Source organism: Methylobacterium sp. J-118 (genome assembly GCF_057836565.1).
In genome coordinates, this window is record NZ_JBYQFA010000001.1 from 1,116,728 (window position 1) to 1,141,950 (window position 25,223).

The window sequence follows — 25,223 nt, forward strand, 5'->3', positions numbered from 1 at the left end:
GCGCTTGACCGCCCATAGGCTTCGACTTAACTCAGACAAATTCGCCGCCGGGGGGAAGCATGGTCGATCGCGCGGCCTATATCGCCGTTGATTGGGGCACGACCAACCGGCGCGCCTACGCGATGGCGTCCGACGGCGCGGTGATCGCGTCAGCGCAGGATGACCGCGGTGTCCTCGCCCTCGGCCCGGAGGATTAACCGGCCGAGATCACCGCCCTGCGCGCGCGCTTCGGCGCCGGGCCGGTCATCGCCGCCGGGATGGTGGGGTCCAGCCGGGGCTGGTGTGAGGCCCCCTATGTCGATGCCCCCGCCACCCTGGAGCGCCTCGCCGACGCCTGCCGGGACGTCGCGCCGGGCGTGCGCATCGTGCCCGGCGTTGCCCTGCGGGACGGCCGGAGGCCCAACGTGATGCGCGGCGAGGAGATCCAGGTTCTCGGGGCGATCCGAGCGGGTGGGGCGCCGCCGACGGCGCTGTTCTGCCAGCCTGGCACGCACAACAAATGGGTCGAGACCGTCGACGGCGCGATCACGACCTTCACCACGGTGATGACCGGCGAGCTCTTCGCGCTGCTTCGGTCCCACGGCATCATGGCGGGCCTTCTCGACGGGGTGGTCTCGGACGGCGCCCCGTTCCGGCGCGGGCTGCGTCGCGGGATCGCGTCCTCCAACATCGCCGCAACCCTGTTCGAGGTCCGGGCCGGCCTGCTCCTCGACCGGCTTCCCCGGTCCGAGGCCGCCGCCTACGCCAGCGGCGTGCTGATCGGGGCGGATGTGGCGACCCGGGACGATCTGGGGCGCCGTCCGGTCCATCTGCTGGGCGGCGGTCGATTGAGCGCCCTCTACGCGGTCGCGGTGACCGAGATGGGCGGGACCCCCGTCATCGTGCCGGAGGGTTCGATCACGGCCGGCGTCCACGCCATCTGGAGCCTGAGCGCATGACCATCCTCGACCGATTCGAGGCGGCCTTCGCGGCCTGCCCGCTGGTGGCGATCCTGCGCGGGCTGACGCCCGGGGAGGCGCCGGCGGTGGGCGAGGCCCTGGTGGGGGCCGGGTTCACCCTGATCGAGGTGCCGCTCAACTCCCCGGATCCCCTGCGCAGCATCGCGATCCTCGCCGAGCGCCTCTCCGGGCGCGCCCTCGTGGGGGCCGGCACCGTGCTGGACCCGGCGCAGGTCGCGGCAATCGGCGCCGCGGGCGGGAGCCTCGTGGTCTCGCCCAACACGGATGCAACCGTGATCGGCGCGACCTGCGCCCTCGGGCTCGTCTCCCTGCCCGGCTACCAGACGCCCACCGAGGCCTTCGCGGCGCTTGCCGCCGGCGCGACCGCGCTCAAGCTGTTCCCGGCGGACGTCGCCTCGCCGGCGGCGCTGAGGGCGCACCGGGCCGTGCTTCCCTCCGGGACGCGGGTGCTCGCCGTCGGCGGCGTCACGCCGGACGGGATCGCCGGCTGGCGTGCGGCCAGCGCCGACGGCTTCGGTCTCGGCTCGAATCTCTATCGCCCCGGCAAGGATGCGGCCGATATCGCGCGCGACGCGGCGGCCTTCGTGGATGCCCTGCGGAGGGCCGGGTAGCGGCGTTTCCATCCGCGGAGCAGCTATACGCCCTCAGGACGCTGGGCGCGCACCGTGACCATTTGATTCATCGCTCAGCCGACGGGTATGTCTGTCCAGAACTGCCGCGGGCCCTCCCTTCCCCCTGTGTGAGGTAGGGAGACGCGTGTGGGCCCGACCGTGGCCCGCATCCGGCAGCGATGCGTGAACTCGCAAGCCTCTGCGGGCGAGGCGGCGCCCTTGGCTGTCCCTTCCGTGGACCGAACGATAATTTCCTTGCGAAGCGTGAAGCATCGCGGACAGGCAGGAGCGGGCCGATGGTAGAGGAGAGCGGTGGGCTCGACGCCCTGGAGACCCCCTGCCTTCTGCTCGATAGCGACCGGCTGAAGGCCAACGTGGCCGCCATGCGCGCGCGGCTCGACGGGCTCGGCGTGGTCCTGCGGCCGCATCTCAAGACCGCGAAATCCCGCGACGTGGCCCGGATCGCCATGGCGTCCGAGGCCGGGCCCGCGACGGTCTCGACCCTGCGCGAGGCGGAATACTTCGCCGAGGGCGGCGTCCGGGATCTGATCTACGGGGTGGGGATCGCTCCGCAGAAGCTGGAGCGCGTCGGGCGGATCCGCCGGGCGTGGCAGACCGATCTGGCGATCATCCTCGATTCGGTGGAGCAGACGCAGGCCGTGGCGGACTGGAGCCGCCGCAATGGGGACCGGCTGCCGGTGCTGATCGAAGTCGACGCGGACGGACATCGCTCCGGGGTGACGCCGCAGGATTCCGCGCGGCTCGTCGCGATCGGACGCGTCCTCGCCGAGGGCGCCAGCCTGCGCGGGGTGCTGCTGCACGCGGGCGACAGCTACGGGCTGAGCGACCCGGGTGCGCTGCGGGCGGCCGCGGAGGCCGAGCGCACGGCCGCGGTGACGGCGGCCGCGACGCTGCGGGACGCCGGCCTGCCCTGCCCGGTGGTCAGCGTCGGCTCAACGCCGACCGCGCGCTATGCGCATCGACTGGACGGCATCACGGAGGTCCGCGCCGGCGTCTTTATGATCGGCGACCTGTTCCAGGCCGGCGTCGGCTCCTGCGCGGTGGACGACATCGCCCTCACCGTCCTGACGACGGTGATCGGCCACCAGCGGGAGAAGGGCTGGATCATCACCGATGCCGGCTGGATGGCGCTGTCGCGGGACCGGGGCACGGCCCGGCAGGCGGTCGACCAGGGCTACGGCGTCGCCTGCGACCGCGCCGGCCGCCCCTATCCGGACCTGATCGTCCGGGATGCCAACCAGGAGCACGGCATCCTGGCCGTCCGGACGGGCTCTGCGGCCGCCCTGCCCGACCTGCCGGTCGGCGCGCGCCTGCGCATCCTGCCGAACCACGCCTGCGCCACCGGCGCCCAGCATGATCGTTACCACGAGATCGCGGGCGGCCATCTGACGGGCGCGGTCTGGCCGCGCATCAACGGCTGGTGAGCCGCGGTCCGGATCGGGACCTGCCGCTCAAGGGCGCAGGGCCGGCGTGATCGCACCCGTGGCCACGGGATCGCCCGCCGCCACGCCGACGATCGGCTGCGCCCGCTGCCGGTCGAGCTTGTCGGCCGAGACGAGTGCCGCGGCGATCAGGGCCGCCACCGCCAGCGTCGCCTTCACGATATCCCAGACCCGCGCCAGCATGGCTCAACCTCAACGGCGACAGGATACGAGTCGCGGACGCCTCGCAGGAGACATCCGCGCGCCTCGAAACCTGGGACGTGGGGCTTGCGCAAACCTTACCAGGGCGAAGCTTCGGCTCCATTCGACGGACCCTGATGCGGCGGTGCATCATGCGCCGGTACGGCCCCGGGCCGGGGCGGGTGCCGGCTCCGTCGCGGCCTCCGCGGCCAGCGCCTCGAAGACCAGGCTGTGCCGATGCGCCAGGGCGTCCACGTCGGTGGCGTATCCGCCGCCGATCACCGCCACGAGCGGGATCCCACGGGTACGGGCCTGCGCCACGACGAAGCGGTCCCGCGCGAACAGGCCCGCATCCGTGAGGCAGAGCCGGCCCAGACGGTCGTCCCGGTGCGGATCAACGCCGGCGTTGTAGAACACGAGATCCGGCGCGAGCGCGTCGAGCAGGTGCGGCAGGCGCGCGCGCAGCACGTCGAGGTAGCCCTCATCCCCCAGCCGGTCCGGGAGGCCGATATCGAGATCGCCGGCGATCTTCCGGGACGGGTAATTGTTCTCGCAGTGGATCGAGAGCGTGAACAGGTCCGGACACAGGGCGAGGCAATCCGCGGTGCCGTCGCCCTGATGGACGTCGAGGTCGACGACCAGAGCGCGCCGCACCAGCCCCTCGGCCTGGAGCGTGCGCGCCGCCACCGCGACGTCATTCAGCACGCAGAAGCCCGCCCCCTGCTCGCGGCGGGCATGGTGGCTGCCGCCGGCGGCACTTCCGGCGAGACCCTCGGCGAGGGCGAGGCGCGCCGCCAGCAGGGTCCCGCCCACGGAGCTGCGCGAGCGCCGGACCACCGCGGCGTCGATGGGCAGGCCGATCGCCCGCTCGACCTCACGGCTCACGGTGCCGGTCAGGACCGCCTCCACATAGGCGGGGTCGTGGGCGCGGACGAGGATATCGGCGGAGGCCGGTTCCGGCGTGACGAAGCCGAGCGGCGCGAGTCCCCGGGCGATCAGCGTTTCGGCGAGCAAACCGTATTTCCGCATCGGAAAGCGATGGCCGGCGGGCAGGCTCGCCTCGTAGGCGGGATGGAACGCGATCGGCGGGATCATGCGGCCGTGCCGAGATCGGCCAGGATGGAACCGGCGAGCGCCGCGCCGCTGTCGTAGGCGGCTTCGATCCGCCCCCCGAGGCACCAGTCGCCGGCCGCCCCGAGCCGCAGGGCCGGATCGTACAGGCTCGGCACCCCGAGGGGATGGTCCACCTGCGCGTAGCGCCAGCGATGGGCCTCCGCATGGGTCGGATGCAGGACGATGCCGAGGTGGCGCTCCGCGCCGGCGAGCAGCGCCGCGACGATCGTCTCGTGCGGCTCCTCGAGGTGGACCCGCGACCAGGCCGCCGTCGCGTGGATCGTGAGGCGCAGCCCCCCGGGCCGGCCCGGCTTCGACGAGTCGAGGGCGATCAGACCGACCGGATCTTCCCGGGGTTCGATCAGCGCCTCGGATGCCGCGCCCGGGGCCGCCACCATCAGCGACCAGCACGGTGCGTAGGTCGCGGCCTCAATGTTTGGCAGCGCGAAGCCGGACGCGTCGAGCAGGGCCTTCACCTGCGGCGCGGGACAGGTGAGCGCGACGGCGTCGAACGGGCCGTGGGTCGTCCCCGTGGCGGTGTCGAGGTGCCAGCCGGCTCCGGTCCGGCGGACCCGCGTGATGGTGACGCCGCTCGCTACGGGAAGCCCCGCCAGGAGCGCGCGGACCGGAGCGGTCATATCGGGGATTCCGACCCAGCGCGCGGCACCCGCCCAGGGCGCGACGATTCCCCGTTGCTCCCACTCCGCCAGCCGCGCCGCGAAGGCGGCCCCGTGGGCCCGCATGAACTGGGCCCCGTGGTCGAACTGTAGCGACCCGCATCGCCGGGTCGCCATCCGGCCTCCGACCGCGCGCCCCTTGTCGAACACTGCGACGCTCAGCCCGGCCTCCGCGAGCCCGCGTGCCGCCGCCGCCCCCGCCATGCCGGCGCCCAGGATCGCCACGCTCCGAGGCTCACTCACGGCATCGCCCTGTTCGAGGAGCGGCCCGCAGAGCCGCATCTCGACCAAGATAGGGAACGCCCAGGCCGGCGTCAGCGCGACCGTCTGCCCTTAACGGCTGTCACGGGCGCGGTGATCGATGCCGGCGCGGGCCGCGGCTTTGGTGCGGGTAGAGGGAATCGAACCCCCACGCCTTGCGGCTGGCGATTTTGAGTCGCCCGCGTCTACCAGTTCCGCCATACCCGCCTGCCCGGCGCTCTTCGCACAGGTCGGCGGCGGCGGCCAAGCGTATTTTTCGCGCGTCGCCGCGATCTGGCCAAGGCGCAGCGCCTATGCTCAAAGGGCGGCCGATACCTCGATCCGGGACACCGAATGCTCCGCCGGCTCTACGCGTGGATCCTGGCCCTCAGTGTCAGGCCCTCCGCGCCCTACGCGCTCGGCGCCGTGGCCTTCGCGGAAAGTTCGTTCTTCCCCGTGCCGCCGGACGCGATGCTGGTGCCGATGGCGGTGAGCCGCCCGGACCGGGTCTGGCTTTACGCCACCATCGCGACCGTCGCCTCGGTCCTCGGCGGCCTCGTCGGCTACGCCATCGGGGCACTTCTGTTCGACTCGGTCGGGGAATGGCTGATCCGGCTCTACGGATTGCAGAACTCGGCGGCGACCTTCCAGGAATCCTATGCCCGGTACGGCCACTGGGTAATCCTGCTGAAGGGGCTGACGCCGATCCCCTACAAGCTCGTCACGATCACGTCGGGCTTCGCCCATTACAGCCTGTTCTGGTTCACAGTGCTGTCGATCATCACCCGGGGCGCCCGGTTCTTCATCCTGGCCGGTCTGCTCAGGCGTTACGGGGTGCAGATCCGCGGCGTCCTCGACCGGCACCTCAACGTCGTGGTGGCGATCTCCGTGGCGCTGGTCGTCCTCGGTTTCCTGCTGTTCAAGGTGATCCTGTAGCGATGAACACGGCCGCTGCGCTTCGTCTCAAGACCGCCGGCCTGTGGCTGGCGATCCTCTCCGCCCTGACGCTCTGTGCCGTGCTGGTGATGCAGTACGGATACGGCTACGCCCCGTGCAAGCTCTGCCTCACGGAGCGCCTGCCCTACTACGCGGCCCTGCCGCTGGGCGTGATCGCCCTGTTCGTGCCGGAGCGGCTTGCCCGGATTGCCCTCGGGCTCGCGGCCCTCGGCCTGCTCTACGGGGCCGGGATCGGCGTCTATCACGCGGGCGCGGAATGGGGCTTCTGGCCCGGACCGACCGATTGCGGCGGCGGCACGGGGGCCAACCCCGGACAGGTCGGGGATTTTCTCAATGCCCTGCAATCGACCAAGGTGGTGGATTGCTCGGTGGCCGCCCTGCGCGTGTTCGGGCTCTCATTGGCCGGCTGGAACGCCCTCGTGGCCTTCGCGCTGGCCTCGCTGGCCGGAACGGCCGCGGCGCGACCCTGACCCGCTGCGGGGCGGCCGGCCCCGGCGCCGCGCCTCCCGCTGAAGGCCCCTGGTCGGGATGATCGCCTAGTTGCGGTCGTCCGGCAGGATCGGGAGTGCGGCCACCTCGATCCCCTCTTCGATGAGGGCGCGCGCCTCGGCGGGGCTCGCCTCCCCGTAGATCGAGCGGCCCTCCGCCTCACCGTAATGGATCCGGCGCGCCTCCTCGGGGAAGCGCGTGCCGACATGCTCGGAACTCGCCACGACCTGCTCCCGCAGGGCCCGCAACATCGCCCGCACCTGCCGTTCGGGTTCGGCGATCAGGGTCGTTGGCGCCTCGACGACCGGCGCCGGGGGCACGGAGGCGCCGCGGTCGCTGCGCGCGATGCTCGGCACCATCAAGGCCTTGCTGACCGAGGCGCTGTCGCAGACCGGGCAGGACACGAACCCGCGGGCAACCTGCATGTCGTAGGAATCGGAGGACGGGAACCAGCTCTCGAAGCCGTGCCCCGCCTCGCAGACGAGACTGTACCGGATCATACTGTCGCTTTTCGCGGTGCCTATTGTGCCGGCACGACCGGACGGCCGATCCGTTCGACGGTGAAGGCGCGTCCGTGCTGCAGGGACGGGATCCGGGCCCGGGCGTCTGCCACCTGGGCCAGGTCGATCTCGGCCAGGATGATCCCGGGTTCGTCGCCGCCGGCATCGGCTAAGACCCGGCCCCAGGGATCGACGATCAGCGAATGGCCGAAGGTCTCGCGTCCGTCCTCGTGGACGCCGCCCTGGGCCGCCGAGATCACGAAGGCCCCGGTCTCGATCGCCCGCGCCCTTTGCAGGATGTGCCAATGGGCCGCACCGGTTTGGCGGGTGAAGCAGGCCGGTGCGGTCAGCACCTCGGCGCCCGCCTCGGCGAGCGCCCGGTACAGGCCGGGGAAGCGGATATCGTAGCAGATCGTCAGGCCGATCGCGGCCAGGGGCGTGGCGGCGACCACCGCACAGGTACCGCCGGTATAGGTCGCCGATTCCCGCCAGCGTTCGCCGCTCGGCAAATCGACATCGAACAGGTGGAGCTTGTCGTAGGCAGCCAGGATCGCGCCATCGGCGTCGATCAGGTACGCCCGATTGGCGATCCGGTCGCCCGCCCGCACCGCGATGGACCCGACCTGCACCACCGTGCCGGTCTCCCGGGCGGCCTCGCGCAGGGCCGCGAGCGTCGGATCGCGGTCCTCCGTGGTGACATGCGCGAACAGCCGCTCCCGGTTGCGCTCCACCAGCGAGGTCATTTCCGGGGTCTGCACGTAGGCGGCCCCCCGGGCCGCCGCCGCGCGCACGCCCGCCACGGCCGCATCGCGGTTCGCGGCCGGGTCCCGACCCGAACGCATCTGCACGCAGGCGGCCGTGAAGCGGGCCTCAGGCATCGGCGGTGTCTTTCAGGAGGCGGTCGAGCGTGCCGGCCCGTTCCAGCGCGTAGAGGTCGTCGCAGCCGCCGACATGCGTGGCACCCACGAAGATCTGCGGGACGCTGGTGCGGCCGCCTGCCTTCTCGACCATGGCGGCGCGGGAGCCCTGCACGCGCTCGACGTCGATCTCCTGGAAGGCGGCACCCTTCTCCTTCAGCAGGCTCTTGGCCGCCGAACAATAGGGGCACCACGCTGTGGTGTAGATGGTGACCGGCTGCATGGCCTTCGACGTTCCGCGCGTGATCCCCCACCATATTGGGGCGCGAAGAGCGAATTGCCTATGCCCGCGGGGTCACAGGCTTACCTGTAACCACCGGAACCCGGGTCGACGCGAAGGCGCTCAGGCGGCGAGCAGCTTCTCGACCTCGTTGACCAGATCGCGCAGGTGGAACGGCTTCGAGAGGACCTTCGCATCCTTCGGTGCCTTGGAATCCGGGTTGAGCGCGACCGCCGCGAAGCCGGTGATGAACATCACCTTGATATCGGGGTCGAGTTCGGTGGCGCGCCGCGCCAGCTCGATCCCGTCCATCTCGGGCATCACGATGTCGGTCAGCAGGAGCTCGAACGGCTCCTCGCGCAGGCGATTGTACGCAGAGAGGCCGTTGTCGAAGGACAGGACGTCGTAGCCCGCGTTCTGGAGCGCCTTGGCGAGGAACCGGCGCATGTCGTTGTCGTCTTCCGCCAGCAGGATTTTCATCGGCCGGATCCGCGCCTTCGTGTCAGGGTGTTGATCCCATAAAGGGAGGCGATGGTAAACAAGGTGTTAGGATCATCGCCGCAGGGTGCGTTCGGAATCCCTCGAACGGCACCGTCGACCGCCGCCGCGGAGTGGACAGGCGGGCGAACGCACACCACACTGCGCGCTTGCCGTGCCTGTTCCGTCGCCGGGTTGTCCACGCATCGATGAGCGCTCCCGAATCGGTAAAGCCAGACGCCTTCGGATTCGCCCCGCCCTATGCGGTCGACGAACCCGCGGCGCACACCCTTCCGTTCGTGTTCAATACCGGTCATTCCGGGTCCGTCTACCCCCCGCATTTCATCGCCGCGTCGCGTCTCGATGCCCTGACCCTGCGCCGGTCGGAGGACGCGCATGTCGAGCGCCTGTTCGCGCCCGTGGTCGAGCTCGGCGCGCCGCTGCTGCGGGCGAACTTTCCCCGGGCGTTCCTGGACGTGAACCGCGAGCCGTTCGAGCTCGACCCGCGCATGTTCGACGGGCGGCTGCCGGCCTTCGCCAACACGCGTTCGATGCGCGTCGCCGGAGGGCTCGGGACGGTTCCGCGTGTCGTCGCCGACGGACAGGAGATCTACGCCCGGAGGTTGCCGGTCGAGGAGGCGACCGCGCGGATCGAGGGCCTGTACAAGCCGTATCACCGGATCCTGCGCGGCCTCATCCAGCGCACCACCCAGCGCCATGGCCATTGTGTGCTCATCGACTGCCATTCCATGCCGTCATCGAGCCTGGGGCGCGATACGGAGATGAAGGCCGATGTCGTGCTCGGCGACCGGTTCGGGACCGCCTGCGCCCCCGCGCTGATCGACGGGTTCGACAGCGCCTTCCGGGCACGCGGCTTCAACGTGGTGCGCAACAAGCCGTACGCGGGCGGCTTCATCACCGAGCATTACGGCGAGCCGAACCTCGGACGCCACGCCCTCCAGATCGAGGTCAATCGCGCGCTCTACATGAACGAGACGAGCCTCGTGATGAATTCCGGGTTTCCCGGACTTGTGGACGCGCTGCGCGCCGTGATCGGCGAAGTGGCGATTGGACTGGGTGATCTCGCGCCGCGCCGGATGGCCGCCGAATAGCGACGATCCCGCGAGCCCGCGGTCCCCAAAACAAAAAAGGCCACTCCCGAAGGAGCGGCCCGAAGTCTAGGGAGGAAACGCCCAAGAAGGGCTGCGGAACCGCGACGCCATCGCGATCCTGCAACGCACAAAATAAAGTGCGCCGCACAAGACGCAAGGGCTAAATCGCGGCGGCCGCCGCATCCGACGCATAGCTGCATGGCAGTCAACGAGCGGTCCTCTCAGGGAACCGTAGCCGGACCGATCGGCCGGAATTTCTCAGGGGCGGTGCCCCGCTCAACCGTGCTCCTTGAGGAGCTTGGCGATCTCGGCCTTCAGCGGACCGGCCAGATCCTTGCGCTCCAGCGCATAGGCGAGGTTCGCGGTGAGGAAGCCGAGCTTCGAGCCGGTGTCGTAGGTCCGGCCCTCGTAGTGCAGGCCGAAGAAATCCTGGGTCTCCATCAGGTCGATCATGGCATCGGTCAGCTGGATCTCGCCGCCCGCGCCCTTCTTGCCGTGCTCCAGGATCCCGAAGATTTCGGGCTGCAGGATGTAGCGGCCGGAGATGATGAAGTTCGAGGGCGCCGTGCCCTGCTTGGGCTTCTCCACCATGCCGGTGATCTGGAACGACTGGCCGTAGGTCTCGCCGACGCTCACGATCCCGTACTGATGGGTCTCCTCGGGTGCCACCTCCTCGACCGCGATGACGTTGCCGCCGTGGCGCTCGTAGGTCGCCAGCATCTGCTGCATGCAGCCGCGGCTCAGCATGTCCGGAAGCAGAACGGCGAAAGGCTCGTCGCCGATGATCTCCCGGGCGCACCACACTGCGTGGCCGAGCCCGAGGGGTGCCTGCTGGCGGGTGAAGCTCGTCTGCCCGGCCCGGGGCAGATCCTTCTTCAACTCCTCATAAGCGGCGGTCTTGCCGCGTTCCTGCAGGGTGTGATCCAATTCGAACGCGATGTCGAAATGGTCCTCGATGACCGCCTTGCCGCGTCCGGTCACGAACACGAAATGCTCGATGCCGGCTTCCCTTGCCTCGTCGACGACGTGCTGCACCACCGGCCGGTCCACGACGGTGAGCATCTCCTTCGGGACCGCCTTGGTCGCAGGCAGGAAGCGCGTGCCCAGGCCCGCGACGGGCAGGACGGCCTTGCGGATCGGTTTCATCGATCGGTAACCCCAAGGACAGAATGGAACGACGTGGTCGACGATTCACGGTGACAGGTTCGACGCGCTCCGCGCCGAGCCCGTCACCCACGCCGGTGGCCGGTGCGCCAGTGAGACAGGCTAACGCGGCGCGTCGCAAGGGCTCGATGTGGATAGTATGGGTTAGCCTGCCGTAAATATACCGTCTGCAACCACGTAAGCAGGCTTACTGGCGACGGCTTTTGGGGGGATGACATGGCGGTCCTTGTAACGGGCGGCGCCGGCTACATCGGCAGCCACATGGTTCTGGCCCTGCTCGACGCCGGCCACGAGGAGGTCGTCGTTCTGGACGATCTCTCCACCGGCTTCGACTGGGCGGTTCCGGAGGGCGTCAAGCTCGTGCAGGGCGACGTCGCCGATCAGGCCCTTGTCACCCAGACGATCCTGCAGCACCGGATCGACGCCCTCGCCCATTTCGCCGCCAAGATCGTGGTGCCCGAATCCGTCGCGGACCCCCTCGGCTATTATCTCGCCAATACCGTGAAGACCCGCGCCCTGATCGAGGCCGCGGTCCGGGCGGGCGTGCGGCACGTGATCTTCTCCTCCACGGCGGCCGTCTACGGTGAGCCGGAGATCGTACCCGTCCCCGAGGACCTTCCGCTCAGGCCGATCAACCCCTACGGCCGCTCGAAGCTCATGAGCGAGTGGATGATCGCCGACGCGGCGGCGGCCCACGGCTTCTCCTACGTGATCCTGCGCTATTTCAACGTCGCCGGTGCCGACCCGGGCGGCCGGTCCGGCCAGTCGACACCGAACGCCACGCACCTGATCAAGGTCGCGACGCAGGCGGCCCTGGGCCAGCGCGAGCGGCTCGACGTCTACGGGACCGATTACCCGACGCCGGACGGCTCGTGCCTGCGCGACTATATTCAGGTCTCGGACCTCGCCGAGGCGCACCGGGTGGCACTCGACCACCTGCGGTCGGGGGGCGAGAGCCTGACGCTGAATTGCGGCTACGGGCGCGGCTACTCGGTGCTCGACGTGATCGCGGTGGTGAAGCGGCAGTCCGGCCGCGACTTTCCGGTGCGGCTCTGTCCCCGCCGCGCCGGCGATCCGGCGCAGATCGTGGCCGAGGCCGGGCAGATCCGCGCGCGGCTGGGCTGGCAGCCCCGCCACGACGACCTCGACACCATCGTGGCGCAGGCGCTCGCCTGGGAGGATCGTCTGTCGAAGCGCAACCGGATCTGAGCGGATGCCGTCGCGCAGGGGGTTGCTCGCGGCCGTCCTGGGCCTCGCAGCTGCAACGACGCGTGCCGGGGCGGACGCTCGCCCTGAGGGTGCCTTCCGGTCCTTCATCGACGGCCTGCGCCCCGATGCCGCGGCCCGGGGCATCGACGCGGAGACCTTCAACGCGGCGTTCCGCGGTGTGACGGCGCCGGATCCCGGCATCCTGGCCCGGACCCGCCGCCAGAGCGAGTTCGTGCGCCCGGTCTGGGACTATCTGGTCGGCACCGTCTCGGCCGGCCGGATCGCCAAGGGAAGTGCACGCGCGGCTGCCCTGGCCGGGCCGCTCGAAGCGATCGAGCGCCGCTCCGGGGTGCCGGGTCCGGTGGTCCTGGCCATCTGGGGGATCGAATCCGATTTTGGCGCCAGCGCGGGGGGGATCCCGACCATCCGGGCCCTCGCGACCCTGGCCGCGGCCGGTCACCGGGGCAGCCTGTTCCGCGACGAGTTGCTCGCGGCGCTCACCATCCTGCAACGGGGCGACGTCACCCCGGAGCGGATGAGCGGAAGCTGGGCGGGCGCCATGGGCCAAGTCCAGTTCCTGCCCTCGACCTATCTGGCGCATGCGGTCGATTTCGACGGCGACGGCCGGCGGGATATCTGGACCAGCGCGACCGATTCGCTGGCGTCCATCGCGGCCTATCTGAAGGATCGCGGCTGGGATCCGGCGCTCTCGTGGGGCTACGAGGTGCTGTTGCCGGGCGATTTCGATCTGGCACGCTACACCGGCGACCTCGCCGCCTTCGCCGAGCGCGGCGTCCGGCGTGCCGACGGCCACCCGCTGCCCCCCCGCGGCCGCGCCAGCCTGTTCCTGCCCGGGGGCCGGGGCGCACCGTCCTTCCTGATCACCGACAATTTCGAGGTGATCCGGGGCTACAACACGTCCGATTCCTACGCTCTGGCGGTGGGCCATCTCGCGGATCGGCTCGGCGGCGGCCCCGCGCTGGCCGCGGCCTGGCCCGCGGCGGCGGGCCTCGACGGGCCGGGACTGCGGGCGCTCCAGACCGGGCTCGCGGCGACCGGCTACTATGATGGGCCCAAAGACGGCCGCGCCGGGCCCAAGCTGCGCGAGGCGGTACGCCGTTACCAGATCGGCGCAGGCCTGCCGGCCGACGGATATGCGACGGCAGCCCTCCTCGCCCATGTCGCGGGTCGCGGGGCGCCGGGCCCCTGACCGAGATCACGGTTTAGACCGGCAGCCGCCTTCGCCCTATAGTGCGTGTGATAAGGACGGCGTCGTTCCCGATGAAGAATACAGGATGCGCATGAAAGTCGGTCACCGAAGTGGCGCGATCCGCCCTGTTCAGCTGGCCTTGGCCGGCGCGCTGGGGCTGACCGGCTTGCCGCTGCTCGGTGGCGCCCAGGCGCTGGCGCAGTGGGGCGACGGGTACCAGCAGCCCGGCAATGGCGCCTACTACGAGGCGCCGCCGCGCCGGCGCCCCCGGGACGCCTATTACCGGGATGACGGCAATTACGGGCGGCAACAGCCCCGCTACGCGCCGCCGCAGGAAGCGCCGCGCCAATTCTACTGGCCCTGGGAGGACCGGCCGCAGCCGGTCGCCCCGCCGCCCGAGCGGACCTATCGGGCGCCGCGCCCGCGCAACACCTACGCCCCCGCCGAGGCGCAGCGGCCGGTGCCCGCCATCAAGCACCGGGTGCGCCCGGCCAGGGCCCCGACGCCGCCGAAGCCCGCCGTCGCCAAGACCGAGCCGCACGTTCAGATCGCGGTGTTCGGCGATTCCCTCGCCGACCACCTCGCGAAGGGCCTCGACGACGTGTTCGAGGACAATGCCGACGTCGCCGTCATCGATCGCGCCAAGGGCGACAGCGGTCTCGTGCGCAAGGACGTGGTCGACTGGCCGAAGGCGGTGCAGGATTATCTGCAGGCGAACCCGAAGGTCCGCTACGCCCTGGTCATGATGGGGGCCAACGACCGCCAGCCCATCCGCGAGGGCGACGAGACCGCCGATCCCCTGACGGACCGCTGGCGTACCCTGTACCGGGCCCGTGTCGACGCGCTGGTCAAGGTGTTCGCCGACCGGAAGCTGCCGCTGATCTGGGTCGGGCTCCCGCCAATGCAGAGCGAGGCGCTGAGCCGCGACCTGGCCGCCGTGAACGACATCGTGCGCGACAGCGTCACCAAGGCCGGCGCGACCTATGTCGACATCTGGCCCGGCTTCGTCGACGACCGGGACCGGTATGCTGTTTCGGGGCCGGATCCGGAGGGTCAGATCGCCAAGCTCCGTACCGCGGACGGCGTCCATTTCACCAAGGCCGGCGACCGGAAGCTGGCGCATTTCGCCGATGTCGAGCTCAAGCGCCTGATGGGTACGGCGCCGGCGCAGCCCGATCAGCCGCCCGCCGCCGTGGCACCGAGCACCACGCCCTCGGTCTCCGGCCCGAGCCTCGACGGGACCGGGCAGCCCACCGACACGGCGGCGATCGACCGGCAGATCACCGCGATGCTGCCGAGCCTGCCCGAGCCCCCCGGCGTGCCGGCCCTTCCGGTGAAGCCCGCGGCGGGTCCCGTCGTGCCGTTGAGCCGGATGGAAGTCTCGCCCGGGGGCACCCTGCTGAGCGGCCGCCCCCGGGACGCCGACAACCTCGGCACCGTGGAGCGGACCCTGCTGCGCGGGAACGCCCCGATGCCGCAGCCCGGCCGGGCCGACGATTTCCGCTGGCCGCCCGGATGAGGCTGGAGCGGTCCTCTTCGGCCTGAGCGCGCCGGCGCCGGTCCCGATCGCGCCTATCGCGGCAGGACGCTCGCGCCCATCAACGTCTCATCGATGGCGCGGGCGGCCTGACGGCCCTCGCGGATCGCCCAGACCACCAGGGACTGGCCCCGGCGCATGTCCCCCGCGGCCCAGATCTTCCCGTCCGAGGTGCGGTAATCCTCCTCGTTGGCCTCGACGTTGCCGCGCTTGCTCACGCCGATCCCGGACTGCTCCAGGAGCCCCCTCTGGACGGAACCCGCGAAGCCGATCGCCATGAAGACGAGGTCGGCCGGGAGCACGAATTCCGAGCTGGGTATGGGTTGGCGCTTGGCATCCACCCGGGCGCAGACGACACCCGTGAGCTGACCCTTCCTGTTGCCCTCGAGCCGCAGGGTCGCGGCCTGGAACTCGCGCTCCGCGCCCTCAGCCTGGCTAGAGGAGGTCCGCATCTTCGTCGGCCAATAGGGCCATACGGTGAGCTTGTCCTCCCGCTCCGGCGGCCGCTGGCGGATGTCGAGCTGCGTCACCGACAGGGCGCCCTGCCGGAACGCTGTGCCGACGCAGTCGGAGGCCGTGTCGCCGCCGCCGATGACGACCACGTTCTTGCCGGCGGCGAGGATCGGCGGTTCGCCGTTACCGGGCATCGGCTCCTGGCTCACGCGCCGGTTGGACTGGATCAGATAAGGCATCGCGTAGTGGACGCCGTCGAGGTCCTGGCCCGGCAGCTGCGGATTGCGCGGATCCTCGGCCCCGCCGCAGAACATCACCGCGTCGAACTCGGCCTTCAGTTCGTCGACCGGCTTCGTCACGCCGATATTCTGATTGTAGTGGAAGACGACGCCCTCGGCCTCCATCTGGCGCACCCGCCGATCGATATGGCGCTTCTCCATCTTGAAGTCCGGGATGCCGTAGCGCAGCAGGCCGCCGGCCTTGGGCTCGCGCTCGAAGACGTGCACGTCGTGCCCGACCCGGGCGAGCTGCTGGGCGGCGGCCAAGCCGGCCGGGCCGGAGCCCACGACCGCGATGCGCTTGCCGGTGCGGGTCTCCGCCGGCTCGGGCTTCACCCAACCCATGTTCCAGGCGCGGTCGGCGATCGCCTGCTCGATCGTCTTGATCGCCACCGGCTGATTCTCGAGGTTGAGCGTGCAGGCCTCCTCGCAGGGCGCGGGACAGATGCGGCCGGTGAATTCGGGGAAATTGTTCGTGGAGTGGAGGTTGCGCGAGGCCTCCTCCCAATCCGACTGGAAGACGAGGTCGTTCCAGTCGGGGATCTGGTTGTGGACCGGGCAGCCGGTCGGACCGTGACAGAACGGGATGCCGCAATCCATGCAGCGCGCGGCCTGTTTGGTCAGGTCGTGCTCGTCGAGCGGCAGGGTGAATTCGCGGAAGTGCCGCACGCGGTCGGCGGCGAGCTGATACTTCTGCTCCTGCCGGTCGAATTCGAGGAAGCCTGTGATCTTGCCCATCGTGCTCGTCTCTTCCTGCCCGTGTCGCGACGGGACCAACCACCACCCACACGAGCCGGATGTCCGCTCGTCGTAACTCCGCTCAGACCCGTTCAGGATGTTCTGCCAGCCATTCCCGTAGAGCCACCTCGATCTGAATCTGCCAATCCGCCCCCCGGGCACGGAACGGCTCAATAAGCGCAGTCGGAAGGTCGACCTGCTCTGTCTTCCCCGCGCGACCGCTGGGGCGGATCAGAGAGCCGCCGACCCGGACATCGGCCTCGGCAAACCAGCGCTCATCCAGCTCGGGAGCGTCTTCCGGATCCCAGCCGATCTCATCAGGGGAGATCGGCCGATCTGAGCCGTGCGCCGTAGCGCGCTTTCTCTCGGTCATTGGCCTTCCTCAAGCTGATGATCCGCCGATCGCCGTCTCGTTCCGTCCAGACTGTCACGACGAGACGGTCATCGATATAGCCGACCGTCACCCATCGGGACTCGCCGTACTCACCCCGCGTGTCCTGGCGGGTCAGCTCGGTCCCCGTGAAGATCTCTGCGCACCGTTCGAAATCGAGACCGCGGTCACGCAGCGTGCGAGCCCGCTTCTCGACATCGTAGACGATACGCATGGGGACCGGGGATTTTCGCCTTCCCTATTCCGCCGCCACCGGCATCCGCGCCATCTCCATCTCGCGCAGGGCCCGCCGATACTCGACCGGCATCACCTTGACGAACCGCGTGCGGAAATGTGCCCAGTCGTCGAGGATCTGCTTGGCCCGCGGGCTGCCCGTGTACTTGAGGTGGTTGGTGATGAGCTGGCTCAACCGCTCCTCGTCGTGGCCGGACATGTTCGCCAGGATGTCGACGCGCCCTTTGGTCTCAAGGTCGCCGTCCTGGTGGAAACGGCGCATCAGGTCGTCCTCCTCCTCGACAGGCTCCAGATCGACCATCGACAGGTTGCAGCGGGCCGAGAACGAACCGTCCTCGTCGAGCACGTAGGCGATGCCGCCCGACATGCCGGCCGCGAAGTTGCGCCCGGTCTCGCCGATCGACACGACGACGCCGCCGGTCATGTACTCGCAGCCATGGTCGCCCATGCCTTCGACCACGGTGATCGCGCCCGAGTTGCGCACGGCGAAGCGCTCGCCCGCGGAGCCGCGGATGTAGCACTCGCCGGCGATGGCCCCGTACAACACGGTGTTGCCGACCATGATGGTCCGGTCCGCCGGGGAGCGGAGCGCGTCGCTCGGCCGGATGATCAGCTTGCCGCCAGACAGGCCCTTTCCGACATAGTCGTTGCCGTGGCCGGTCAGCTCGATGGTCACGCCGGCCGCCACCCAGGCGCCGAAGCTCTGGCCGGCGGTGCCGGAGAGCTTCACCACGATGGTGTCGTCGGGCAGGCCCTCGTGGCCGTGGGCCTTCGCCACCATGCCGGACAGCATCGCCCCGGCGGCCCGATCCGAATTGCGGATCGTATCGGTGACGACCACCGGCTCCCCGGTCTCGATGGCGTGCCGGGCCCGCTCGATCAAGCGCCGGTCCAGGACCGTCTCGATCGGGTGGTGCTGACGCTCGACGTGCCGGATCGGCGTGCCCTCGGCCACCTTTGGCCGGTGGAACAGCTTGGTGAAGTCGAGCCCCCGCGCCTTCCAGTGGGAGATCGCCGCGACCTTGTCGAGCACGTCCGAGCGGCCGACCGCCTCCTCCAGCTTGGTGAAGCCCAGCGACGCCAGGATCTCCCGCACCTCCTCGGCCACGAAGAAGAAGTAGTTCACCACGTGCTCGGGCGTGCCCTTGAAGCGCTTGCGCAGCACCGGATCCTGCGTGGCGACGCCCACCGGACAGGTGTTCAGGTGGCACTTGCGCATCATGATGCAGCCGGCCGCGATCAGCGGAGCCGTGGAGAAGCCCATCTGGTCGGCGCCGAGCAGGGCCGCGATGGCCACGTCACGCCCGGTCCGGATGCCGCCATCGGCCTGGAGGGCGACGCGCCCACGCAGGCCGTTGAGCACCAGGGTCTGCTGGGTCTCGGCCAGACCGGTCTCCCAGGGGCCGCCCGCGTGTTTGAGCGAGGTCAGCGGCGCCGCGCCGGTCCCGCCGTCATAGCCCGAGATGGTGATGTGATCGGCCCGGGCCTTGGCGACGCCCGCCGCCACCGTGCCGACGCCGACCTCGGAGACGAGCTTCACCGAGACGTCCGCCGCCGGGTTCACGTTCTTCAGGTCGAAGATCAGCTGAGCCAGATCCTCGATCGAGTAGATGTCGTGGTGCGGCGGCGGCGAGATCAGGCCGACCCCCGGGGTGGCGTAGCGGACCTTGGCGATCTTGGCGTCGACCTTGTGGCCGGGCAGCTGGCCGCCCTCGCCGGGCTTGGCGCCCTGCGCGACCTTGATCTGCATCATGTCGGAATTGACGAGATATTCCGTCGTGACGCCGAAGCGGCCCGAGGCGACCTGCTTGATCGCGGACCGGCGCGAGCGCCCGTCCGGCAGGGGCTTGAACCGCTCGACCTCCTCGCCGCCCTCGCCCGAATTCGACCGGCCGCCGAAGGAGTTCAGCGCGATGGCCAGCGTCTCGTGGGCCTCCTTGGAGATGGAGCCGTAGGACATCGCCCCGGTGGCGAAGCGCTTCACGATCTCGGAGGCCGGCTCGACCGAGTCGATTGGCACCGGCGCGCGGCCGATCTCCTCCGCCCCCTTGATGCGGAACAGGCCGCGCAGGGTCTTGAGCTGGTTCTCCTGGCGGTTCACCAAACCCGCGAACTCGCGATAGCGCGCGGGCACGTTGAGACGCACCGCGTGCTGGAGCGTCGCCACGGTGTCGGGCGTCCAGGTGTGGGTCTCGCCGCGCAGCCGATAGGCGTACTCGCCGCCGACATCGAGGGCGTTGCGGTAGACCGGGGCATCGCCGAAGGCATCGCGGTGACGGCGCACCGTCTCCTCGGCGACCTCGGCCATGCCGACGCCCTCGATGGTCGTCGCGGTCCCGAAGAAGTCGCGGCTCACGAACTTCGAGTTCAGGCCGACCGCATCGAAGATCTGCGCCCCGCAATAGGACTGGTAGGTGGAGATGCCCATCTTGGACATCACCTTCAGCAGCCCCTTATCGATCGCCTTGACGTAGCGGTAGATGACCTCGTCGTCGGTGAGGTCCGGCGGGAATTCGTCCATCATCGCCAGCAGCGTCTCGAAGGCGAGATAGGGATTGATCGCCTCGGCACCGTAGCCCGCCAGGCAGGCGAAGTGATGCACCTCGCGCGGCTCGCCGGACTCGACCACGAGCCCGACAGAGGTCCGAAGGCCCTTGCGGATCAGGTAATTGTGCACGGAGGCGGTGGCCAGCAGGGCCGGGATCGGGATCCGGTCCGGCCCGACCGCCCGGTCGGTGAGCACGATGATGTTGTAGCCGCCCCGCACCGCCGCCTCGGCCCGGTCGCAGAGCCGGTCGAGGGCGCCGTCCATGGCCTGAGCGCCCATCTCGGCCGGGTAGGTGGTGTCGAGGGTCTTCGTGTCGAACCGGTCCTCGAAATGGCCGATCGAGCGGATCTTCTCGAGGTCGGCGTTGGTGAGGATCGGCTGGCGGACCTCCAGGCGCTTGCGCCGGGACGCGCCCTCCATGTCGAGCAGGTTCGGCCGGGGACCGATGAACGAGACGAGGCTCATCACGGCCTCCTCGCGGATCGGGTCGATCGGCGGGTTGGTCACCTGCGCGAAGTTCTGCTTGAAATAGGTGTAGAGCAGCTTCGACTTCTCGGAGAGCGCCGAGAGCGGCGTATCCGTGCCCATCGAGCCGACCGCTTCCTGGCCGGTGACCGCCATGGGCTGCATCAGCAGCTTGAGGTCTTCCTGCGTGTAGCCGAAGGCCTGCTGGCGATCGAGCAGGCCGACGTCGCCGCGCGACTCGCGCGGCTGCACCGGACGCAGATCCTCCAGCACGATCTGGGTGTTCTTGACCCAGTCGGCATACGGATGCGCGGCGGCGAGCTCGCCCTTGATCTCCTCGTCGGAGACGATCCGGCCCTTCTGGAGGTCGATTAGGAGCATCCGGCCCGGCTGGAGGCGCCAGGACTGGACGATCTTCTCGTCCGGAATCGGCAGGGTGCCCATCTCGGAGGCGAGCACCACGAGGCCGTCGTCGGTGACGATGTAGCGGGCCGGGCGCAGGCCGTTGCGGTCGAGGGTCGCGCCGATCTGGCGGCCATCCGTGAAGGCCACGGCGGCCGGTCCGTCCCAGGGCTCCATCAGGGCGGCGTGGTACTCGTAGAAGGCGCGCCGCTCCTCGCTCATCAGCGGGTTGCCGGCCCAGGCCTCCGGGATCAGCATCATCATCGCGTGGGCGAGCGGGTAGCCGCCCTGCACCAGGAACTCCAAGGCGTTGTCGAAACAGGCGGTGTCGGACTGGCCCTCGTAGGAGATTGGCCAGAGCTTCGAGATGTCGTTGCCGAACAGGTCGGAATCGACGCTCGCCTGCCGGGCCGCCATCCAGTTGACGTTGCCGCGCAGCGTGTTGATCTCGCCGTTATGGGCCACCATCCGGTACGGGTGCGACAGGCGCCAGGTCGGGAAGGTGTTGGTGGCGAAGCGCTGGTGCACCAGCGCGATCGCCGAGACGAAGCGCTCGTCCTTCAGGTCGAGGAAGTAGCCGCCGAGCTGCGTGACCAGTACCATGCCCTTGTAGACGATGGTCCGGGTCGAGACCGAGACCGGATAGAACTCCTTCACCCGCGGGTCGTCGAGGCCGTAGACCCGGTTGGAGATCACCTTGCGGGCGACGTAGACCCGGCGTTCGAACACGTCCTGATCGGTCACCGAGGCGGGGCGGCCGATGAAGACCTGCCGGTGATGCGGCTCGGTCGCCTTCACGGCCACGCCGAGATCCTCCGGATCGACCGGCACGTCGCGCCAGCCGAGCAGCGGAAGCCCCTCGGAGGCCAGGACCGATTCGATGATCTCCTGGATGATCGCCCGGGGCTCCTCGGCCTTGGGCATGAAGAACTGGCCGATGGCGTAGGCGCCCGCCGGCGGCAGCTCGAAGCCGAGACGCGAGCATTCCTCGGCGAAGAAGCCGTGCGGGATCTGCGTGAGGATGCCGCAGCCGTCGCCCATCTTGGGGTCGGCGCCGACCGCGCCGCGGTGGTCGAGGTTCTCGAGAATCTTCAGACCCTGCGCGACGATCGCGTGGGTGCGGCGGTCGTGCATGTCGGCGATGAAGCCGACGCCGCAGGCGTCGTGCTCGTTGGCCGGGTCGTAGGCGCCCTGCGAGGCCGGCAGCGCCGGGTCGCGCACGATGAGCGGCATCGCACCGCCGCGCGGGGCGGTGGCCTCGACCGGGGAAGCGGCGGGCACTTCGGCAGCTCTGCGTTGCGACATGCTTCGATTCGTCCTTCCCTCGCCTCGTCCGTCCCTGGACGCGTCGCCCCTAGACGGACCCCGCATTGACGCTGCGAGCATGTTTCGTGCCCGCAGGCCGTCGGCACCAGTCGCTCCGACCTCATGTCGCAGGCCATCCGGCCGGTCCACGGGGACACGTCCAGCAGCTTGCATTCATCGAGGACCCCGACCGCTCGGGGAGCGGTGCACTGGCGCGCCCGTATCCGTCTGCCGGATGTCTCGCCTGCGCGCGAGTCGGAGACGGCCGGGGTGCACGGCCGATGGGACAGTTGTGCTGTCCTAAGTCGCGAAATTGCCAGATTGAAATGCTTTCAGCAAGAGACCGTCGACGCTGGGTTCCATGGTGCGGTCCGGGCCCCGGACCCGGCCTCCGCAATCTCGCCCGAATCGCACGCTCTACCCACCGGGCCGAGCACAAGCGGCATGCGGGGCAACGACCTCGCCGGCATGGTCGAGGTCCGGGTTCACCGGCCCGGACCATGCCGGGACCGGACACTCTGCCGGGTCTCCAGAACGGGAACGCACAAGAGTGACGATGATCAGGACGGCGGCACGCCTGCGGACGACCACGACCCGGACGCTCTGCGCCGCGCTCCTGTCCGGGTGCGCCCTTCTGGGCCTCGGCCACGACGCCAGTGCCCAGTTCTTCGAGGAAGAGGTGATGCCCCCGCGGGTCGTGGCGTGGCGCCTCGCCGACCAAGGGTTCACCGGACTGAGCCGGCCGCGCTACGACGGCCGCGTCTATGTGGTCGAGGCGGTCAGCCCGGCGGGCGCGCCGATGCGGCTGTTCGTCGACCCTGCCAGCGGGGGGATCGTGGGCCAACAGCGGCTCGGCGCCCCCGACACCTATGCGCGCCTGGAACGCCCCACCCCCGGCTTCGGCTGGACCGAGGAGGAGGACGTGCGCCGGCCGATTCCGCGCGCGCCCGGGGAGGTCCCGGCCCTGCGGCTCCCGCACCGGCCGTCCGGCGAAGCCCTCCGGCCGGAGGGCGGCCCCGACGGCCTCAACCCCGACAGTGCCGGTCGGAGCCTGCCGCCGCGGAAAGTCGCACGCGCCGTACCGCCGCGGGCGCCCGAGTTGCGCGCGATCCATCGCGCCTCGCCCGAGGCGCCGGCCCCGAAGATCGCCCCCGCCGACGCCGCTCAAAGCGTGACGCCCGAGACCAAGTCGGCGGCGATCGAGAAGGCGCCGTCGGCGAGTCCCGCCGCCCCCGTGGCCAATCCGGTCACGCCAGCCGAGGGCGCCGTGGCCGAGGCGGCCAAGCCTGCCGCCAAGGACTGGAAGGACCCGCCCACCGACCGGAAGCCCGTCCGGGTGATCGGCGGCGCCACCATCGTCCCGGGTCCGTCGGAGAAGGAGCCGGCCGCGGCGCAATAGCGCGCTACGCGTCGGCGAGCCGCTCCGCGCCGGTGAAAACCGTGACCGTGTCGGCGCGGGCGATGGCGCAGAGGGTGATCCCGTGCGCCCGGGCGCGTTCCAACGCCAGGGAGGTCGGCGCCGAGATCGCCACGATCACGGCCGCCCCGAGACGGGCGGCCTTCTCGACCATCTCGAACGAGCAGCGGCTGGTGATCACCAGGAATCCCCGGTCCGCCCGCATCTCCGAGCGCATCAGGGCGCCGATCAGCTTGTCGAGGGCGTTGTGGCGGCCGACATCCTCGCGCACGGCGACGAGGCTGCCGTCGAGCTCAGCCCAGGCCGCGGCGTGGACCGCCCGCGTCTCCGCACCGAGCGTCTGCGCCGCGTCGAGTCCCGCGAGGGCGCGGGCGATCGCCGGCAACGGGACCCGCAGGTCCGCCGCCGCCCGCATCGCGGCCCGCGGCAAGTCGGCCAGATCCTCGATGCCGCACACGCCGCAGCCGGTGCGGCCGCTGATCGCACGCTTGCGGGCGAGGTGCTCGCGGAGCCGGCCCGGGGCCAGATCGACATGCAGGCGCAGCCCCTCCGGTCCGGCCTCGACCCGCGTCCCGCGGATTTCCGCGGCATCCTCGATGATCCCCTCGGTCAGGCTGAACCCATAGGCGAAATCCGCGAGATCGGCCGGCGTGGCCATCATCACGGCGTGGGGCACGCTGCCGTAGACGAGATTGACGGGGGTCTCGACCGCCAGGGCCCGGGTTCCGGACCGTTGCTCGGCCCCGGTATAGGCGACCACCCGCATGGGCACGTCCACCGCGCAGGGCGGCAGGCCGGGGGGGCGATGATCGGTGTCGCTCGACATGCGGCCCTCCGGTGGCGTCGCGCACAGCTATCCGTCACCGCACCGGGGAGGCAATGGCACGGACCGGCCGGAAAGCGTGCGATGCGACGCTTGTGCGGTTGCACCTCGACGGCCCTTGTGGTCTGAAGCCCCGGTCGGATAATGCCGGGTGACACAACCGGTACTCCGTCACGTCGGAACAATCCCGCCCGGGATCGGGACGGACGGTCCGGCGGGAGCCAGACAGCCAGGGGAGCCACGAGAGGCAGATGCGGACGGTGCGGACGATCAACCGGTCACTCTGGAGCCTCGCCGCTCTCGGCGCCCTGCTCTTACCGTCAACCGGCGCACAGGCCGGCGGCTTCGGCCAGCCGGTGCCGTGGGAGATGAGCCGGCAGATCCCGGTCACCGAGAACGCCCGGGATATCCTCAGCTTCGAGATCGGCCTGCACTGGCTGTCGCTGGCGATCTCCGTCTTCGTGCTCGGGCTGATCCTGTGGTGCATCTTCCGCTTCGGCGAGAAGCGCAACCCGACGCCCTCGCGCACCACCCACAACACCGCTATCGAGATCGCCTGGACGATCGTCCCGGTGCTGATTCTGGTCGCCGTGGCGATTCCCTCGTTCCGCCTCCTGCGCACGCAGCTCTCGGACCCGAAGGCCGACATGATGGTCAAGGTCATCGGTCATGCCTGGTACTGGTCCTACGAGTATCCGCAGACCGAGGCCGGCGGCGGCTTCACCTTCGATGCCAACATCGACGAGGACAAGCAGCCGCGCCTTCTGCAGGCCGACAACGAGATGGTGGTGCCGATCGGCAAGATCGTGAAGATCCAGGTCACGGCAGCGGACGTGCTGCATTCCTGGGCGATGCCGTCCTTCGGCTTCAAGATCGACGCGGTCCCCGGCCGCCTCAACCAGATGTGGTTCAAGGCCGACAAGGAAGGCACCTTCCACGGCCAGTGCTCTGAGCTGTGCGGCCAGCGGCACGCCTACATGCCGATCGTGGTCCGCGTGGTCAGCGAGCAGGCCTATGCCGACTGGCTGAAGGAGGCCAAGACCAAGTACGCCCGCAACGACACCGGCACGAGCCTCGCCGAGGCGCGCTGAGCCCCGGCTGACCGATCCGAACCCATCAGATCCACAAGGCATC

Annotated in this window: 23 protein-coding genes, 1 tRNA gene and 1 pseudogene; 11 read left to right on the forward strand and 14 right to left on the reverse strand. The window is 70.0% G+C overall.

Features of this window, described 5'->3' with window-relative positions; all coding sequences use genetic code 11:
• Nucleotides 1-59 precede the first annotated feature (59 nt).
• From AC3IF3_RS05410 to AC3IF3_RS05420, 3 genes and pseudogenes are all read left to right on the forward strand, one after another.
• Nucleotides 60-938, forward strand: a pseudogene (locus tag AC3IF3_RS05410) (2-dehydro-3-deoxygalactonokinase).
• Complete coding sequence (locus tag AC3IF3_RS05415) at nucleotides 935-1,570, forward strand: 2-dehydro-3-deoxy-6-phosphogalactonate aldolase (RefSeq protein WP_489227700.1); 636 nt, start codon at nucleotides 935-937, stop codon at nucleotides 1,568-1,570. The pseudogene AC3IF3_RS05410 and the gene AC3IF3_RS05415 overlap by 4 nt, the downstream one beginning before the upstream one ends.
• A 296-nt stretch (nucleotides 1,571-1,866) precedes the next feature.
• Nucleotides 1,867-3,015, forward strand: a complete 1,149-nt coding sequence (locus tag AC3IF3_RS05420; RefSeq protein WP_489227702.1) for an alanine racemase — start codon at nucleotides 1,867-1,869, stop codon at nucleotides 3,013-3,015.
• Nucleotides 3,016-3,042: 27 nt separating this feature from the next.
• Here AC3IF3_RS05420 and AC3IF3_RS05425 read toward each other — a convergent pair whose 3' ends face one another.
• The 4 genes from AC3IF3_RS05425 to AC3IF3_RS05440 form a co-directional block, all read right to left on the reverse strand.
• Nucleotides 3,043-3,216, reverse strand: coding sequence for a hypothetical protein (locus AC3IF3_RS05425; protein ID WP_489220015.1), 174 nt, complete (start codon nucleotides 3,214-3,216; stop codon nucleotides 3,043-3,045).
• Nucleotides 3,217-3,363: 147 nt separating this feature from the next.
• Entirely contained in the window at nucleotides 3,364-4,308 is a 945-nt protein-coding gene (locus tag AC3IF3_RS05430; RefSeq protein WP_489227704.1) for a histone deacetylase family protein, read from the reverse strand.
• Nucleotides 4,305-5,246 (reverse strand): NAD(P)/FAD-dependent oxidoreductase, encoded by a 942-nt coding sequence (locus AC3IF3_RS05435; protein WP_489227706.1) that lies wholly within the window; start codon nucleotides 5,244-5,246, stop codon nucleotides 4,305-4,307. Before AC3IF3_RS05435 ends, AC3IF3_RS05430 begins: the two co-directional genes overlap by 4 nt.
• Before the next feature lie 140 nt (nucleotides 5,247-5,386).
• Nucleotides 5,387-5,471 (reverse strand) — tRNA-Leu (locus tag AC3IF3_RS05440).
• A gap of 126 nt (nucleotides 5,472-5,597) precedes the next feature.
• Here AC3IF3_RS05440 and AC3IF3_RS05445 point away from each other — a divergent pair.
• Together AC3IF3_RS05445 and AC3IF3_RS05450 are read left to right on the forward strand one after the other, a co-directional pair.
• The gene (locus AC3IF3_RS05445; RefSeq protein ID WP_489227708.1) at nucleotides 5,598-6,179 is read left to right on the forward strand and encodes a YqaA family protein; all 582 of its coding nucleotides are present in this window, start codon (nucleotides 5,598-5,600) and stop codon (nucleotides 6,177-6,179) included.
• 2 nt (nucleotides 6,180-6,181) lie between these two features.
• Nucleotides 6,182-6,670, forward strand: a complete 489-nt coding sequence (locus AC3IF3_RS05450) for a disulfide bond formation protein B (protein ID WP_489227709.1) — start codon at nucleotides 6,182-6,184, stop codon at nucleotides 6,668-6,670.
• A gap of 66 nt (nucleotides 6,671-6,736) precedes the next feature.
• Here AC3IF3_RS05450 and AC3IF3_RS05455 read toward each other — a convergent pair whose 3' ends face one another.
• From AC3IF3_RS05455 to cpdR, 4 genes are all read right to left on the reverse strand, one after another.
• Nucleotides 6,737-7,189, reverse strand: a complete 453-nt coding sequence (locus AC3IF3_RS05455; RefSeq protein ID WP_489227710.1) for a DUF1178 family protein — start codon at nucleotides 7,187-7,189, stop codon at nucleotides 6,737-6,739.
• Between the two features lie 20 nt (nucleotides 7,190-7,209).
• Nucleotides 7,210-8,067, reverse strand: a complete 858-nt coding sequence (locus AC3IF3_RS05460) for a carbon-nitrogen hydrolase family protein (RefSeq protein WP_489227712.1) — start codon at nucleotides 8,065-8,067, stop codon at nucleotides 7,210-7,212.
• On the reverse strand, nucleotides 8,060-8,329 hold the full coding sequence (gene grxC, locus AC3IF3_RS05465) for a glutaredoxin 3 (RefSeq protein WP_243965026.1): 270 nt from the start codon (nucleotides 8,327-8,329) through the stop codon (nucleotides 8,060-8,062). The genes AC3IF3_RS05460 and grxC overlap by 8 nt, the downstream gene beginning before the upstream one ends.
• 120 nt (nucleotides 8,330-8,449) lie before the next feature.
• Nucleotides 8,450-8,806: a cell cycle two-component system response regulator CpdR gene (gene cpdR, locus AC3IF3_RS05470; RefSeq protein WP_003603128.1), complete on the reverse strand. Its 357-nt coding sequence runs from the start codon at nucleotides 8,804-8,806 to the stop codon at nucleotides 8,450-8,452.
• Between the two features lie 206 nt (nucleotides 8,807-9,012).
• Here cpdR and AC3IF3_RS05475 point away from each other — a divergent pair, with 206 nt between their 5' ends.
• Entirely contained in the window at nucleotides 9,013-9,915 is a 903-nt protein-coding gene (locus tag AC3IF3_RS05475; protein WP_489227713.1) for an N-formylglutamate amidohydrolase, read from the forward strand.
• 276 nt (nucleotides 9,916-10,191) lie between these two features.
• Here the strand turns inward: AC3IF3_RS05475 and galU are convergent, their stop codons facing one another.
• Complete coding sequence (galU, locus tag AC3IF3_RS05480) at nucleotides 10,192-11,061, reverse strand: UTP--glucose-1-phosphate uridylyltransferase GalU (protein ID WP_243965023.1); 870 nt, start codon at nucleotides 11,059-11,061, stop codon at nucleotides 10,192-10,194.
• A 234-nt stretch (nucleotides 11,062-11,295) separates the two neighbouring features.
• Here galU and galE point away from each other — a divergent pair, with 234 nt between their 5' ends.
• The 3 genes from galE (at nucleotide 11,296) to AC3IF3_RS05495 (ending at nucleotide 15,017) form a co-directional block, all read left to right on the forward strand.
• Nucleotides 11,296-12,288: a UDP-glucose 4-epimerase GalE gene (gene galE / locus AC3IF3_RS05485; RefSeq protein WP_489227714.1), complete on the forward strand. Its 993-nt coding sequence runs from the start codon at nucleotides 11,296-11,298 to the stop codon at nucleotides 12,286-12,288.
• A 4-nt stretch (nucleotides 12,289-12,292) separates the two neighbouring features.
• Nucleotides 12,293-13,498, forward strand: coding sequence for a lytic murein transglycosylase (locus tag AC3IF3_RS05490; RefSeq protein WP_489227716.1), 1,206 nt, complete (start codon nucleotides 12,293-12,295; stop codon nucleotides 13,496-13,498).
• An 85-nt stretch (nucleotides 13,499-13,583) separates the two neighbouring features.
• Complete coding sequence (locus AC3IF3_RS05495; RefSeq protein ID WP_489227717.1) at nucleotides 13,584-15,017, forward strand: SGNH/GDSL hydrolase family protein; 1,434 nt, start codon at nucleotides 13,584-13,586, stop codon at nucleotides 15,015-15,017.
• 53 nt (nucleotides 15,018-15,070) lie between these two features.
• Here AC3IF3_RS05495 and AC3IF3_RS05500 read toward each other — a convergent pair whose 3' ends face one another.
• The 4 genes from AC3IF3_RS05500 to gltB form a co-directional block, all read right to left on the reverse strand.
• Entirely contained in the window at nucleotides 15,071-16,504 is a 1,434-nt protein-coding gene (locus AC3IF3_RS05500; protein ID WP_489227719.1) for a glutamate synthase subunit beta, read from the reverse strand.
• Nucleotides 16,505-16,586: 82 nt separating this feature from the next.
• On the reverse strand, nucleotides 16,587-16,877 hold the full coding sequence (locus AC3IF3_RS05505) for a hypothetical protein (RefSeq protein WP_489227720.1): 291 nt from the start codon (nucleotides 16,875-16,877) through the stop codon (nucleotides 16,587-16,589).
• On the reverse strand, nucleotides 16,822-17,109 hold the full coding sequence (locus tag AC3IF3_RS05510) for a BrnT family toxin (RefSeq protein WP_489220026.1): 288 nt from the start codon (nucleotides 17,107-17,109) through the stop codon (nucleotides 16,822-16,824). Before AC3IF3_RS05510 ends, AC3IF3_RS05505 begins: the two co-directional genes overlap by 56 nt.
• Before the next feature lie 24 nt (nucleotides 17,110-17,133).
• Complete coding sequence (gene gltB, locus AC3IF3_RS05515; protein WP_489227722.1) at nucleotides 17,134-21,849, reverse strand: glutamate synthase large subunit; 4,716 nt, start codon at nucleotides 21,847-21,849, stop codon at nucleotides 17,134-17,136.
• A 556-nt stretch (nucleotides 21,850-22,405) separates the two neighbouring features.
• On the opposite strand from gltB, the gene AC3IF3_RS05520 reads away from it, so the two are divergent.
• Nucleotides 22,406-23,248 carry a hypothetical protein gene (locus tag AC3IF3_RS05520; RefSeq protein WP_489231247.1) on the forward strand — a complete coding sequence of 281 codons (843 nt, stop codon included), beginning with the start codon at nucleotides 22,406-22,408 and terminating at the stop codon, nucleotides 23,246-23,248.
• A gap of 4 nt (nucleotides 23,249-23,252) precedes the next feature.
• Here the strand turns inward: AC3IF3_RS05520 and fdhD are convergent, their stop codons facing one another.
• On the reverse strand, nucleotides 23,253-24,092 hold the full coding sequence (fdhD, locus tag AC3IF3_RS05525; protein WP_489227724.1) for a formate dehydrogenase accessory sulfurtransferase FdhD: 840 nt from the start codon (nucleotides 24,090-24,092) through the stop codon (nucleotides 23,253-23,255).
• 248 nt (nucleotides 24,093-24,340) lie between these two features.
• Between fdhD and coxB the strand changes: the two genes are divergently transcribed.
• A complete protein-coding gene (coxB, locus tag AC3IF3_RS05530) occupies nucleotides 24,341-25,180 on the forward strand; it encodes a cytochrome c oxidase subunit II (RefSeq protein ID WP_489227725.1) in 840 nt (279 codons plus the stop codon).
• Nucleotides 25,181-25,223 lie beyond the last annotated feature (43 nt).

Bases quoted from the DNA above. Each gene is read 5' to 3' on its own strand.
- AC3IF3_RS05415 (WP_489227700.1), top strand. From the start codon at position 935: ATGACCATCCTCGACCGATTCGAGGCGGCCTTCGCGGCCTGCCCGCTG.
- AC3IF3_RS05420 (WP_489227702.1), top strand. From the start codon at position 1,867: ATGGTAGAGGAGAGCGGTGGGCTCGACGCCCTGGAGACCCCCTGCCTT.
- AC3IF3_RS05425 (WP_489220015.1), bottom strand. From the start codon at position 3,216: ATGCTGGCGCGGGTCTGGGATATCGTGAAGGCGACGCTGGCGGTGGCG.
- AC3IF3_RS05430 (WP_489227704.1), bottom strand. From the start codon at position 4,308: ATGATCCCGCCGATCGCGTTCCATCCCGCCTACGAGGCGAGCCTGCCC.
- AC3IF3_RS05445 (WP_489227708.1), top strand. From the start codon at position 5,598: ATGCTCCGCCGGCTCTACGCGTGGATCCTGGCCCTCAGTGTCAGGCCC.
- AC3IF3_RS05450 (WP_489227709.1), top strand. From the start codon at position 6,182: ATGAACACGGCCGCTGCGCTTCGTCTCAAGACCGCCGGCCTGTGGCTG.
- AC3IF3_RS05455 (WP_489227710.1), bottom strand. From the start codon at position 7,189: ATGATCCGGTACAGTCTCGTCTGCGAGGCGGGGCACGGCTTCGAGAGC.
- AC3IF3_RS05460 (WP_489227712.1), bottom strand. From the start codon at position 8,067: ATGCCTGAGGCCCGCTTCACGGCCGCCTGCGTGCAGATGCGTTCGGGT.
- grxC (WP_243965026.1), bottom strand. From the start codon at position 8,329: ATGCAGCCGGTCACCATCTACACCACAGCGTGGTGCCCCTATTGTTCG.
- cpdR (WP_003603128.1), bottom strand. From the start codon at position 8,806: ATGAAAATCCTGCTGGCGGAAGACGACAACGACATGCGCCGGTTCCTC.
- AC3IF3_RS05475 (WP_489227713.1), top strand. From the start codon at position 9,013: ATGAGCGCTCCCGAATCGGTAAAGCCAGACGCCTTCGGATTCGCCCCG.
- galU (WP_243965023.1), bottom strand. From the start codon at position 11,061: ATGAAACCGATCCGCAAGGCCGTCCTGCCCGTCGCGGGCCTGGGCACG.
- galE (WP_489227714.1), top strand. From the start codon at position 11,296: ATGGCGGTCCTTGTAACGGGCGGCGCCGGCTACATCGGCAGCCACATG.
- AC3IF3_RS05490 (WP_489227716.1), top strand. From the start codon at position 12,293: ATGCCGTCGCGCAGGGGGTTGCTCGCGGCCGTCCTGGGCCTCGCAGCT.
- AC3IF3_RS05495 (WP_489227717.1), top strand. From the start codon at position 13,584: ATGCGCATGAAAGTCGGTCACCGAAGTGGCGCGATCCGCCCTGTTCAG.
- AC3IF3_RS05500 (WP_489227719.1), bottom strand. From the start codon at position 16,504: ATGGGCAAGATCACAGGCTTCCTCGAATTCGACCGGCAGGAGCAGAAG.
- AC3IF3_RS05505 (WP_489227720.1), bottom strand. From the start codon at position 16,877: ATGACCGAGAGAAAGCGCGCTACGGCGCACGGCTCAGATCGGCCGATC.
- AC3IF3_RS05510 (WP_489220026.1), bottom strand. From the start codon at position 17,109: ATGCGTATCGTCTACGATGTCGAGAAGCGGGCTCGCACGCTGCGTGAC.
- gltB (WP_489227722.1), bottom strand. From the start codon at position 21,849: ATGTCGCAACGCAGAGCTGCCGAAGTGCCCGCCGCTTCCCCGGTCGAG.
- AC3IF3_RS05520 (WP_489231247.1), top strand. From the start codon at position 22,406: ATGATCAGGACGGCGGCACGCCTGCGGACGACCACGACCCGGACGCTC.
- fdhD (WP_489227724.1), bottom strand. From the start codon at position 24,092: ATGTCGAGCGACACCGATCATCGCCCCCCCGGCCTGCCGCCCTGCGCG.
- coxB (WP_489227725.1), top strand. From the start codon at position 24,341: ATGCGGACGGTGCGGACGATCAACCGGTCACTCTGGAGCCTCGCCGCT.